The organism is Kitasatospora sp. NPDC127067, assembly GCF_042724755.1.
In the GTDB taxonomy this organism is placed as follows: Bacteria; Actinomycetota; Actinomycetes; order Streptomycetales; family Streptomycetaceae; genus Kitasatospora; species Kitasatospora lactacystinica.
Map to the genome: position 1 here is coordinate 1 of NZ_JBHXEM010000191.1, position 11,999 is coordinate 11,999.

General features: G+C 74.0%; 12 protein-coding genes. 7 read left to right on the forward strand and 5 right to left on the reverse strand.

The window, feature by feature from the left end; genetic code table 11:
- Positions 1-1,113 (reverse strand): SpoIIE family protein phosphatase (locus ACFWJ4_RS38775; protein WP_380553408.1); only part of this gene is annotated, 1,113 nt, incomplete at its 3' end.
- Positions 1,114-1,347: 234 nt separating this feature from the next.
- Between ACFWJ4_RS38775 and ACFWJ4_RS38780 the strand changes: the two genes are divergently transcribed.
- Positions 1,348-1,911, forward strand: coding sequence for an O-acetyl-ADP-ribose deacetylase (locus ACFWJ4_RS38780; RefSeq protein ID WP_380553411.1), 564 nt, complete (start codon positions 1,348-1,350; stop codon positions 1,909-1,911).
- 216 nt (positions 1,912-2,127) lie between these two features.
- Here the strand turns inward: ACFWJ4_RS38780 and ACFWJ4_RS38785 are convergent, their stop codons facing one another.
- Positions 2,128-2,961, reverse strand: coding sequence for a class I SAM-dependent methyltransferase (locus tag ACFWJ4_RS38785; protein WP_380553414.1), 834 nt, complete (start codon positions 2,959-2,961; stop codon positions 2,128-2,130).
- 217 nt (positions 2,962-3,178) lie between these two features.
- Here ACFWJ4_RS38785 and mshA point away from each other — a divergent pair, with 217 nt between their 5' ends.
- Together mshA and ACFWJ4_RS38795 are read left to right on the forward strand one after the other, a co-directional pair.
- Positions 3,179-4,549, forward strand: a complete 1,371-nt coding sequence (mshA, locus tag ACFWJ4_RS38790; RefSeq protein ID WP_380553429.1) for a D-inositol-3-phosphate glycosyltransferase — start codon at positions 3,179-3,181, stop codon at positions 4,547-4,549.
- A gap of 58 nt (positions 4,550-4,607) precedes the next feature.
- The gene (locus tag ACFWJ4_RS38795; protein ID WP_359913722.1) at positions 4,608-5,144 is read left to right on the forward strand and encodes a YbjN domain-containing protein; all 537 of its coding nucleotides are present in this window, start codon (positions 4,608-4,610) and stop codon (positions 5,142-5,144) included.
- 23 nt (positions 5,145-5,167) lie between these two features.
- Here ACFWJ4_RS38795 and ACFWJ4_RS38800 read toward each other — a convergent pair whose 3' ends face one another.
- Positions 5,168-6,430: an MDR family MFS transporter gene (locus ACFWJ4_RS38800; protein ID WP_380553417.1), complete on the reverse strand. Its 1,263-nt coding sequence runs from the start codon at positions 6,428-6,430 to the stop codon at positions 5,168-5,170.
- A gap of 176 nt (positions 6,431-6,606) precedes the next feature.
- Between ACFWJ4_RS38800 and ACFWJ4_RS38805 the strand changes: the two genes are divergently transcribed.
- Both ACFWJ4_RS38805 and ACFWJ4_RS38810 read left to right on the forward strand, forming a co-directional pair.
- Positions 6,607-7,365 carry a phosphoglyceromutase gene (locus tag ACFWJ4_RS38805; RefSeq protein ID WP_380357575.1) on the forward strand — a complete coding sequence of 253 codons (759 nt, stop codon included), beginning with the start codon at positions 6,607-6,609 and terminating at the stop codon, positions 7,363-7,365.
- 292 nt (positions 7,366-7,657) lie between these two features.
- Positions 7,658-8,254: a lytic polysaccharide monooxygenase gene (locus ACFWJ4_RS38810; protein WP_380553420.1), complete on the forward strand. Its 597-nt coding sequence runs from the start codon at positions 7,658-7,660 to the stop codon at positions 8,252-8,254.
- A gap of 141 nt (positions 8,255-8,395) precedes the next feature.
- On the opposite strand, the gene ACFWJ4_RS38815 is transcribed toward ACFWJ4_RS38810, so the two are convergent.
- Complete coding sequence (locus ACFWJ4_RS38815) at positions 8,396-8,575, reverse strand: hypothetical protein (RefSeq protein WP_380553423.1); 180 nt, start codon at positions 8,573-8,575, stop codon at positions 8,396-8,398.
- 170 nt (positions 8,576-8,745) lie between these two features.
- Positions 8,746-9,435: a phosphate signaling complex protein PhoU gene (gene phoU, locus ACFWJ4_RS38820; RefSeq protein ID WP_359830323.1), complete on the reverse strand. Its 690-nt coding sequence runs from the start codon at positions 9,433-9,435 to the stop codon at positions 8,746-8,748.
- A 306-nt stretch (positions 9,436-9,741) separates the two neighbouring features.
- On the opposite strand from phoU, the gene ACFWJ4_RS38825 reads away from it, so the two are divergent.
- Together ACFWJ4_RS38825 and ACFWJ4_RS38830 are read left to right on the forward strand one after the other, a co-directional pair.
- The gene (locus ACFWJ4_RS38825) at positions 9,742-11,166 is read left to right on the forward strand and encodes a sensor histidine kinase (RefSeq protein WP_380553426.1); all 1,425 of its coding nucleotides are present in this window, start codon (positions 9,742-9,744) and stop codon (positions 11,164-11,166) included.
- Between the two features lie 2 nt (positions 11,167-11,168).
- Complete coding sequence (locus ACFWJ4_RS38830; protein ID WP_031069385.1) at positions 11,169-11,864, forward strand: response regulator transcription factor; 696 nt, start codon at positions 11,169-11,171, stop codon at positions 11,862-11,864.
- Positions 11,865-11,999 lie beyond the last annotated feature (135 nt).

Sequence of the window (11,999 nt, forward strand, 5' to 3'; positions counted from 1 at the left end):
GTACAGGCTGCGCAGCGAGGGCGGCAGCCCGCCCTTCAGCGCGTTGGTGAGCTGGTTGTCCCGGTCGCGCAGGCAGAGGGTGGCCTCGGCGGCGAAGATCTCGTCGCTGCGCCGCTCGTGCTCCAGCACGTGCTGGAGGGTGGTGAGCAGGGTCTCGCCGGTGAGGCCGGCGAAGACCAGGGTGCGCCACGCTATCCGGAGCGCGACGCCGAGCGCGGCCTCGTCCGGGCCGTGGCCGCAGACGTCGCCGATCACGACGTGGACGGTGCCGTCGTCGGTGCGCACGGCGTCGTAGAAGTCGCCGCCGAGCAGCGCGCGGCGGCGGCCGGGGCGGTAGCGCCGGGTGAAGGAGAGCCCGGCGCCGTCGAGCAGCGGGGTGGGCAGCAGGTGGCGCTGGAGGCGGGCGTTCTCCTGGCCGCGCAACTCGGCCTCGACCAGGCGGCGCTGGGACTCGTCGGCGCGCTTGCGCTCGACGGCGTAGCGCAGGGCGCGGGCGAGCAGCGGGCCGTCGGTCTCGTGCTTGAGCAGGAAGTCCTGGGCGCCGGCCGCGACGGCGGCCGCGCCGAGTTCGGCCCCCGCGGCGTCGGTGAGCACCACGACCGGGGTGTGCGGGGCCCGGCGGAGCAGTTCGTGCAGGCCCTCCAGCCCGTCCGAGGGGTCGGACGGGTGCGGCAGGTCGGCGGGCGAGGCGAGGTCGAGCAGCACGCAGCCGAACTCGGGGGTGCGGGAGCGCCCGCGCCGGGCCCAGGGCGCGGGCGGGGCGAGCAGTTCGGTGGCCTGGTCCAGCCCGCGGGCCCAGTGGATCTCGATCGAGGTGCCGCTGTCGGCCACCGCGGCCTTGATCAGCTGGGCGTCCGAGGCGTCGTCCTCGATGACCAGCAGCCGCAGCGGTGTGCCGTCGGCGGGCCCGTCCGCCGCGGCGGGGCCGGCCGGGTCGGGGATGTGGGACGGGTGGGAGGCGTGCGCGGCCCGTGAGCGGGGGTGAGGTATCGGGGAAGTCGCCGTGGCCGGTCCGGTCGTGGCACGGCCGCGGGCATGGCCGACGCGGGCGCCGTCGTGGGCGCCCGGCAGGTCCGCGGCACCAGGTGCCCGCCCGTCTCCCGTTGCGGGCATCGGTGGTTCCTCCCTTTCCCCGACTGCGTAACGGCCGGCGTCCGTCCGCAGTGCCCGCCTGGCACCGCGCGTCGGGGAACTTCTCGCGACCATAACGTGATCTCCGGGGATTTCTCCGGCCGACCGGCGCCGTTGTGGTTATTGCCACGCCGGTGGCGGTGCGGTGACTGGACTCGGACGACGACTCGGTTCCGTCCCGGCGGATGCCGGGCGGTCCGGGAGAGGGAGCGGGCGATGGTGGAGCGGATCACCCTGGTGGAGGGTGACATCACGGAACAGCCGGTGGACGCGGTGGTGAACGCCGCCAACTCGTCCTTGCTGGGTGGTGGCGGGGTGGACGGTGCGATCCACCGCAAGGGCGGGCCGCAGATCCTGGAGGAGTGCCGCCGGCTGCGCGCCTCGCACTGGGGCAGGGGGCTGCCCACCGGACGGGCGGTGGCGACGGCGGCCGGACGGCTGCCGGCCCGGTGGGTGGTGCACACCGTCGGGCCGGTCTACCGGGCGGAGGAGTACGAGGAGCGGGCGGAGCTGCTGGCCTCCTGCTATCGCGAGTCGCTGCGCACCGCGGTGGCGCTCGGCGCGCGCACGGTGGCCTTCCCGGCCGTGTCGGCCGGGATCTACGGCTGGCCGCCGGCGGACGCGGCCCGGATCGCGCTCGGCACCGTCGCGGAGGTGCTGGACGGCGGTGACGTGGAGGCGGGTGCGGAGCTGGCGGAGGTGCGGTTCGTGCTGTTCGGGTCGGAGATGTACGGGGTGTTCGAACGGGCTCGGCGGGAGCTGCCCGAGCGGGGCGCCTGACGGCCGGGCGGGGCGTGGTGCCGCCGTTCGGCCGGGTCCATGGTGGCGTGTCGAGGCGTCAACACGCCAGAGATATTCGATAACTCGTTCGAGTGAATGCATCGGGTCGGTCACCAGCTCCGGCGCTCGCGGGCAGGTGCGCGCCCCCGAATCCGGCAGCACCTGCGCCGGCCCGCCGTTACGGCGCCGGCTCCTCGTAACGGTGCCGGCCCGCCGTTACGGTGCGAGCGCCGACCAGGGCAGCGTGACCTCGCCCTGCCGCCACCGTCCGCGCGCGTCCACCAGCGGCCAGCCGCCCGCCAGCGCCGTGCAGGCCGCCACCCAGCGCTGCCGCGCCCCGAACGCCCCGTACGGCGCGGCCGCCGCCCAGGCCCGGTCGAAGTCGGTCAGGAAGGCGTGCACCGGCCGTCCGGGCACGTTGTGGTGGATCAGCGCCTTCGGCAGCCGCTCGGCCAGGTCGGAGGGCTGGCCGAGGCCGCCCAGCCGGGCCGCGAAGGTCACCGTCCGGGGCCCCTCCGGACCGAGCGCGACCCAGACGTGCCGCCGCCCGATCTCGTCGCAGGTGCCCTCGACCAGCAGTCCGTCCGGGGCGAGCCGCGCGCACAGCCGCTCCCACACCCCGGCGACCGCCGACTCGTCGTACTGCCGCAGCACGTTGGCGGCCCGGATCAGCTGGGCCGGCGCGCCGCCGTCCAGCGGCACCTCGAAGCCCCCGCGCCGGAAGGTGAGCAGCGGCGGCTCGGCGTACGGCAGCGCGGCGGCGACCCGCTCCGGCTCGATCTCGATCCCGACCACCCGGACGTCCGGCCGCACCGTGCGCAGCCGCCCGGCCAGCTCGACGGCGGTCCACGGCGCCGCGCCGTAGCCGAGATCCACCGCGACCGGCGGGCGCTCGGCGGCGCGCAGCGCGCGGCCGAGGGTGTGGGCGATCCAGCGGTCCATCCGGCGCAGCCGGTTGGTGTTGGTGGTGCCCCGGGTGACCGTCCCCACCGGTCGCCCGGTCCGTCCGCGGGCGGGCGCGGCGGGAACGGGTTCGAAGGAGGCAGCCATGCCCAGAAGGGTAGTCGGGCCGTCGGCGGCACCGCGCTGACCTGGGGCGATGGCGACCGCCCCGGCCGGTGGGCCGGGGCGGGAATGCCGAGCGCGGTCCGTGTGGTTGGCAGACTGGTGGTGATGTGTGCCCGGGACGGGGCAGCGCACACCGGACAACGGGCGGCCCGGTACGGACCGCCTCGACGGGCAGCACAGAGGAGGCTTCAGCCAGGTGATCCAGCACCCCGTCCGTTCGGTCCGCCGTGCCCAGTCGGCCGCCCCCGCGCGCGGCCGGCTCCAGTCGCTCGTCCCCGGCCGCCGCCGTCCGCGCCGGATAGCCATGCTGAGCGTCCACACCTCGCCGCTGCACCAGCCCGGCACCGGGGACGCCGGCGGGATGAACGTCTACATCGTCGAGCTGGCCAAGCGCCTGGCCGACCTCAACATCGAGGTCGAGGTGTTCACCCGGTCGATCTGCTCGGACGACGCGCCGACGGTCGAGCTGGCCCCGGGCGTGCTGGTCCGCCACGTCACCGCCGGGCCGTACGAGGGCCTGATCAAGGAGGACCTGCCGGCCCAGCTGTGCGCCTTCACCCACGGGGTGCTGCGGACGGAGGCGGGCCACCGCCCCGGCCACTACGACCTGGTGCACTCGCACTACTGGCTCTCCGGGCAGGTCGGCTGGCTGGCCGCGCAGCGCTGGGGGGTGCCGCTGGTGCACACCATGCACACCATGGCGAAGGTCAAGAACGCCGCGCTGGCCGCGGGCGACACGCCCGAGCCCGCGGCCCGGGTGATCGGGGAGACCCAGGTGGTGGAGGCGGCCGACCGGCTGATCGCCAACACCACCGAGGAGGCCGCCGAGCTGGCGCTGCACTACGCCGCCCGGCCGGACCAGCTGGCCGTCGTCCATCCCGGGGTCAACCTGGACGTCTTCCGTCCCGGCGGGCCGCGGACGCCCGCCGCCGCACGGGCCCGGCTGGGCCTGCCGCAGGACGCCGCGGTGCTGCTGTTCGCGGGCCGGATCCAGCCGCTGAAGGCCCCGGACGTGCTGCTGCGGGCGGTCGCCGCGCTGCTGGCCCGGCGCCCGGAGCTGCGCGAGCGCCTGGTGGTGCCGGTGGTCGGCGGGCCGTCCGGAACCGGGCTGGCCCGGCCGGAGAGCCTGCACAAGCTCGCCGCCCAGCTGGGCATCTCCGACGTGGTGCGGTTCCATCCGCCGGTCGGCCAGGAGCTGCTCGCCGACTGGTACCGGGCGGCGACGGCCCTGGTGATGCCCTCGTACAGCGAGTCCTTCGGGCTGGTCGCGCTGGAGGCGCAGGCCTGTGGCACCCCGGTGGTGGCGGCCGCGGTCGGCGGTCTGCCGGTCGCGGTGCGGGACGGCGAGACCGGCACCCTGGTGCAGGGCCACGACCCGCTGGACTGGTCGTACGCGCTGGAGCCGTACATCACCGACCGGGGCCTGGTGGCGCGGCGCGGCGCGGCGGCGGCCCGGCACGCGGCCGGCTTCGGCTGGGACACCGCGGCGGCGACCACCGCCGAGGTGTACGCGGGCAGCATGGCCCGGCCGGCCGGTCGGCTGGCCGCGGCCCGTCGCCGACTGGCCTGAGCGCGCGCCGACCGGCCGAGGCTGCGCCGGCCCGGTACCGGCGAGTAACGTCACCCCCATGGCAATCCGCACCAAGGACGAGGCCCTGACCCTCCTGCGCACCGCCCTGGACGACGCCGGGGTGGCCTGGGAACCGGCCGCCACCGACCCGTACACGCTGGTGGCGGCCCTCCCGGGCACCCGGAAGCTGAGCACCACCTGCGCCCTGCGGGTCGGCGACCACACCCTGTCGGTGAACGCCTTCGTGATCCGCCGTCCGGACGAGAACCACGAGGCCGTCTACCGCTGGCTGCTGGAGCGCAACACCCGGCTGTACGGCGTCGGCTACGCGGTCGACGCGCTCGGCGACGTCTACCTGGCCGGCCGGCTGCCGCTGGAGGCGCTCACCCCGCAGGTCGTGGACCGGCTGCTCGGGACGGTGCTGGAGAACGCGGACGAGCCGTTCAACACCCTGCTGGAACTGGGCTTCGCCACGGCGATCCGCCGGGAGTGGGAGTGGCGGACCAAGCGCGGGGAGTCCACCCGCAACCTGGCAGCCTTCGCCCACCTGGCCGCCCCGAAGGAGCCGCCGGCGGACGCCCCGGACGCGGACTGACCCGTGCGGACCGACCCGTCCGGTCAGGCGCCCGCCGGGGCCTTCCCGGCGGGTTCCGCCGCGGGCGCCGGGACCGTGACGACGGTCCCGCCGGGCCGGATGCCCTGCGCGGCGCCGGTCCGCTTGCCCAGCAGCAGGTAGCCGACCGCGGCGACCGTGCCGCAGACTCCGCACGCACCCCACAGCGCCCCGCCGCCGGCCCGCTCCAGCAGCACCCCGCCGACGGCCGGGCCGAGGAACGAGGCGAGCGACCAGGCGAGCGAGTAGACGCCCTGGTAGCGCCCGCGGGCATGGGTCGGCGACAGTTCGGCGATCAGGCCCATGAGGGTCGGCGTGTAGAGGATCTCCCCGACCGTCCAGACCGCCACCGTGCCGGCGTAGAACCACGCGGACGACCCGGCCAGGGCCGTCAGCCCGAATCCCCAGCCGATGAACAGCGAGGCCGCCGCCAGCATGGCCGACCGGCTGCGGCTCTCGACCCACCGGGTGAGCGGGATCTGCAGCAGGACGATCAGCAGCCCGTTCAGGCCGATGACCAGGCCGTACTCGGTGGACGTGATCCCCCGGCGGCCCATGTCCACCGCGAGGGTGGTGGCACCCTGCTGCAGCACCAGGGCGAGCAGCAGGGTGAGGCCGACCACGGCCATGAAGCGGCGGTCGCGGAACACGGTGCCCAGGCCTACCGCCGGTTCGTCGGCCTTCGCCGTCCGGGCGTCGGGCTTCGTCTCCGGGATCCTGACGAAGATCACCACCGCGCAGAGCGCCGTGGAGAGCGCGTCCAGCAGGAAGAGCGTGAGGTAGCCGTGGCTGGCGATCAGGCCGGCGACGGCCGAGGAGAGGCCGAAGCCCAGGTTGATCGCCCAGAAGTTCAGCGAGTAGGCGCGGACCCGGTCGGCGACCGGGACGATGTCCGCGATGATCGCCGAGATGGCCGGCCGGGTGGCGTTGTTGCAGAAGCCCACCAGGAAGGCCACCACCGCGATCGCCACCTGACCGTCCGTGAAGCCGAGCACGGCGGTGAACAGCGCGGTGCCGAGCTGGGCGGCGAGCAGGGTCGGACGGCGTCCGACCCGGTCGGTCAGCACGCCGGCGATGATCGCGGAGGCCGCCGAGCCGAGGCCGAACAGGGCGGCGACCAGGCCCGCGTAGGTGGCCGAGTACCCGCGGCTGCTGGTGAGGTAGAGCGCGAGGAAGGTGACCACGAAGGCGCCGAGCCGGTTGACCAGGGTCGAGACCCAGAGCCACCAGAACTGGCGCGGCAGCCCGCCCGCCGTCTCCTGGATCATTCTTCGGAAACCGGCGGTGACGAGCATGTGGGGGCTCCCGGGGGCAGGCGTCCGCCGATCGGTGCGGCAGGCCCGGTCAGCCGACGCATGTAAGTGTCAGATGCGCGAGGCACACGTTACACATTGCTCGAAGGTCCCCACCAGGGGTTTTCCGGGCCCCCACTAAGCTGGGGGCCATGGCTGACACGACGTACCGACTCATCCTGCTCCGCCACGGCGAGAGCGAGTGGAACCAGAAGAACCTGTTCACCGGTTGGGTCGATGTCGACCTCAACGAGAAGGGCGAGAAGGAGGCCGCCCGCGGTGGCGAGCTCCTGGCCGCCGAGGGCCTGCTTCCCGACGTGCTGCACACCTCGCTGCTGCGCCGCGCCATCCGCACCTCGCAGATCGCCCTGGACAAGGCCGACCGGCACTGGATCCCGGTCAGCCGCAGCTGGCGGCTGAACGAGCGCCACTACGGTGCGCTCCAGGGCAAGGACAAGGCCCAGACCCTGGCCGAGTTCGGCGAGGAGCAGTTCCAGCTGTGGCGCCGCTCGTACGACACCCCGCCGCCGGTGCTGGCCGACGACTCCGAGTACTCGCAGGCCGGCGACGCCCGTTACGCCGAGATCCCGAGCGAGCTGCGTCCGCGCACCGAGTGCCTGAAGGACGTCGTGGAGCGGATGCTCCCGTACTGGTACGACGCCATCGTCCCGGACCTCGCCGCCGGCCGGACCGTGCTGGTCACCGCCCACGGCAACAGCCTGCGCGCGCTGGTCAAGCACCTCGACGGCGTCTCCGACGAGGCCATCGCCGGCCTGAACATCCCGACCGGCATCCCGCTGGTGTACGAGCTGGACGCCGACTTCAAGCCCGTCACCCCGGGCGGCCGCTACCTCGACCCGGACGCCGCCGCGGCCGCCATCGAGGCCGTCAAGAACCAGGGCAAGAAGTAAGCCGCTTGCCGCTACGGCCCCGCCCCCCGGTCCGACCGGGGGCGGGGCTTCGTTCGTTTTCGGTCGGTTCGTTTTGGGTCGGTTCGGGTTCAACCCGGTTGTCGGGGAGGGGAGTTGGGCCGTGAATGGGAAACTGGTTCAGACCATTGACGGGCTCGGTCGGCGACTCCTACCGTGAGGGCACCGGACCGGCGCAGGCATGCCAGGATCTCCCCGTCCGGGCCGCCGCACCCCCACGCGCGCGCGTCCGCGCCCCCGGCGCACACTCCATCCACCCCCACGGAGGAGCACCATGCGCACACGTCACATCGTCGGGGCCGCCGTCGCCGCGCTGGCGATCCCGCTGACCCTCGCCTTCCCGGCCTCGTCCCACGGCTGGGTCTCGACCCCGCCCAGCCGGGCCGCGCTCTGCGACTCCCACGTGGACGGCGTCCCGTGGGACTGCGGTGACATCCAGTGGGAGCCGCAGAGCGTCGAGGGCCCCAAGGGCTTCCCGGCCCTCGGCCCCTCGGACGGCACCATCTGCGCCGGCGGCAACGCGCGCTTCGCCGAGCTGGACGACCCCCACGGCGGCGCCTGGCCGACCACGCCGGTGACGGCGGGCCAGCAGCTCACCTTCACCTGGACGTTCACCGCCCGGCACGCGACCGCCGACTTCCGGTACTACATGACCAAGCCGGGCTACGACGCGAGTCAGCCGGTCACCCGCGCCAACCTGGATCTGACGCCCTTCCTGACCGTCCCGTACGGCGGGAAGCAGGTGCCGAGCACGCTCAGCCACACCGCGACCGTCCCGGGCGGGCGCACCGGGCACCAGGTGGTCGTCGCGGTCTGGACGATCTCCGACACCGGGAACGCCTTCTACTCCTGCTCCGACGTCCGGTTCTGACCCGCGGAAGGCCCGCGGAAGGCCCGCGGGAGGGCGAGCGGGCGAGCGGGCCGGAAGGCGCCGGTCGGCGGGCCGGAACGCGCGAGGTGCACGGTCACCGGTGGGCCGTGCACCTCGGGAGCTCCTCGGGCGGTGCCGCGTTCAGTGGCCGCCGCAGCAGCCGCCGTCGGCGCCTCCGCACTGGCAGGGCGCGCCGGACTGGCAGCCGCAGCCGCAGCCCGGGCCGCAGCCGCAGCCGGCGGCGAGGACGGGAAGCAGCTTCGGGGCGGGTGGCTCGACGGAGTCGTGGGCGGTTGCCGGTCGGGACGGGGTGGCCTTCATCGAGCTTCCCTCCTTGTGACGGGCACAGTCCTGTGCCCCCAAAGTCGAGTGAAGCCGTCGAACGGATGAGCGTCAACGGGCGCGCAGTGGTGGGGCGCACGGAAGTCCGTGCGCCCGCACCACCCTTGCCACAGGTTTACTCACCCCTCGGGGTGAGCCCGGACCGGCGGTCAGTCGACCGGCGCGGCCTCGGCGGCCTCGGTGGCGGCCACGAACTCGGCCACGTGCTCGCCCGTCACCAGGTACACCACGCGCTTGGCGACCGACACCGCGTGGTCCGCGAAGCGCTCGTAGTAGCGGCCGACCAGGGTGATGTCGACGGCGGTCTCTATGCCGTGGTGCCAGCGCTCGTCGATCAGGTGCGACAGCAGCTCGCGGTGCAGGGTGTCGATCGCGTCGTCGTCCTGCTCCATCTCCAGGGCCTTGTCGACGTCCTTGGTGGCGATGACCAGGCCGGCCTTGGCCACCAGGCGCTGGGCGAGCTGGCCCATCTCCAGGACGGTGGAGTGCAGGTCGCTCGGAACGGCGGTGTCGGGGTAGCGCATCCGCGCGACCTTGGCGACGTGCCGGGCGAGGTCGCCGCAGCGCTCCAGGTCGGCGCTCATCCGCAGCGAGGTGACGACGATGCGCAGGTCGGTGGCGACCGGCTGCTGGCGGGCGAGGAGGTCGATGGCCCGGTTCTCCAGCTCGTGGTGGAGCTCGTTGACCTTCTCGTCGGCGGCGATCACGCTCTCCGCCAGCGCCAGGTCCGCGTCGAGGAGGGCGGTGGTGGCCCGGCCCATCGCCGATCCGACCAGCCGGGCCATCTCGACCAGGCTGTCGCCGATCGCATCGAGTTCCTCGTGGTACGCGTCGCGCATGTTCTCTCCTCAGTAGCTGTGTCGGTGGCGGTGCCGACCGGTCAGCCCGTACGACCGTCGTTCCGGCGTCCGGGTGACCGCTGCTGGTGGCGCGCATCGTACGCGCACACCCGAGCCGATGGCCGCTGTTCGGCACACCGATCTCTCCCACACGGGCTGCCCGGCCAACTTTCCGCCGCCAGGGCGACGGTGCACGGCCACTACGGTGAATCGACAGCTACCTGAAGGTGAATTCTCGGCAACGCGTGGTGGATGCCTTGACCCAGTGCATGGGGACTGCCCTGGTCGTGCGCTTACGCTGGCCACATGGACGTGAACGTGGCCGCCGCCGCTGCCTGTGCCATAGCCGGGCTCGGCGTCGGCCTCACCGCCTCCATCGCTTTCCGCTGGAGCGAGCGCGAGCAGGCCAGGGGCAGGTACAGCGCAACCGGCGGCAGGAACCCCGGCCGGTACCAGTCACTGGGCACCGGCAACCCCGAGCCGCCGCTGCCGCCCGGGGTCGACACCGTGCTCTCCGTGCTCCGTTCCTGCGCGATCGTGCTGGGCGAGGGCGACGAGGTGGTCAAGGCCAGCTCGGCGGCGTACGCGATGGGCCTGGTGCGCGGTGGCGCCGTCGCCGTGGACCAGATGCTCGGGCTGGCGCGCGCCACCCGCAGGGACGGCGAGATCCGCCAGGTCGAGCTGGAGGTGCCCCGGCCGGGCGCGGCCCGCGCGGCGGAGCCGCTCGCGGTCTCCGTCCGGGTGGCCCCGCTGGGCTCCCGACTGGTGCTGGTGCTGGTCGAGGACCAGACCGAGCGGCGCCGCGTGGAAGCCGTCCGCCGGGACTTCGTGGCCAACGTCAGCCATGAGCTCAAGACCCCGGTCGGCGCCCTGTCGCTGCTCTCCGAGGCGGTCGTGGACGCGTCCGACGACCCGGAGGCGGTGCAGCGCTTCGCCGGCCGGATGCAGGTCGAGGCGGCCCGGCTGGCCAGCCTGGTGCAGGAGATCATCGACCTCTCCCGGGTCCAGGACGACCGGCTGATGGTCGACCCGGAGCCGGTCGCGGTGGACGAGCTGATCGCCGAGGCGATCGACCGCTGCCGCCAGCAGGCCGCCGCCAAGCAGATCCTGATCGCGGCGGGCGGCATCGCCGGCCTCTACCTGCACGGCAACCGCGGCCAGCTCGCCGCCGCGCTCGGCAACCTGGTCGAGAACGCCGTCAACTACAGCCCGCCCCGCACCCGGGTGGCCATCGCCACCCGCCGGATCTCCAGCGCCGCGGCGCTCGGGGAGGCGGACGGCGAGCTCATCGAGATCTCGGTCACCGACCAGGGCATCGGTATCTCCGAGAAGGACCGCGAGCGGGTCTTCGAGCGGTTCTACCGCGTCGACCCCGCCCGCTCCCGGGCGACCGGCGGCACCGGCCTGGGCCTGTCCATCGTCAAGCACGTCGCGGCCTCGCACGGCGGCACCGTCTCGGTGTGGAGCGTCGAGGGCCAGGGTTCGACCTTCACCGTCCGCCTGCCCGCCGGGCAGGCACCGACGGAGGACGAGCCCGACGCGTTCGACGACGAGCCCGACGCGTTCGACGGTCCCGACGACGCGCCGGACCGCGCGCCGGGCGGCGACCCCGCCGGGCCCGCCGCCGCACCCCGAACCCTCACCACGGCCCGTACGGACCGTCCGCTCCCCGCCGGGGAACGGAAACAACACCTGTCAGACACAACCCCTCAGCTTGCCCCGGAGGCCTGATCGTGACCCGAGTACTGGTGGTCGAGGACGAGGAGTCGTTCAGCGACGCCCTCTCGTACATGCTCCGCAAGGAAGGCTTCGAGGTGGCCGTCGCCGCCACCGGCCCCGACGCCCTGGAGCAGTTCGAACGCAACGGTGCCGACCTCGTCCTGCTCGACCTGATGCTGCCGGGCCTGCCCGGCACAGAGGTCTGCCGCCAGCTCCGGGTGCGCTCCAACGTCCCGGTGATCATGGTGACCGCCAAGGACAGCGAGATCGACAAGGTCGTCGGCCTGGAGATAGGCGCTGACGACTACGTCACCAAGCCGTACTCCACCCGCGAGCTGGTCGCGCGGATCCGCGCGGTGCTGCGCCGCCGCGGCGAGGACGGCGGCGCGGGCGACAACGGCGGCGGCCCGGGCGCCCTGGAGGCGGGCCCGGTCCGGATGGACGTGGACCGCCACGTGGTGACCGTGGACGGCGCCAAGGTCGACCTGCCGCTGAAGGAGTTCGACCTGCTGGAGATGCTGCTGCGCAACGCGGGCCGGGTGCTCACCCGGATGCAGCTGATCGACCGGGTGTGGGGCGCGGACTACGTCGGCGACACCAAGACCCTGGACGTCCACGTGAAGCGTCTGCGGGCCAAGATCGAGCCGGACCCGGGCGCGCCGCGCTACCTGGTCACCGTCCGCGGCCTGGGCTACAAGTTCGAGCCGTAAACCGTCCCGACCACGCGGAAGGCCCCCGCCGGCAGCAGCCGGAGGGGGCCTTCGCGTCGCTGCGGCGGGCCCGGGAGGGCCCGCCGGGGGCGGGGGGCGGGGGCAGTGCGGGGCCCGGGCGGCCGGGGCGGGGGT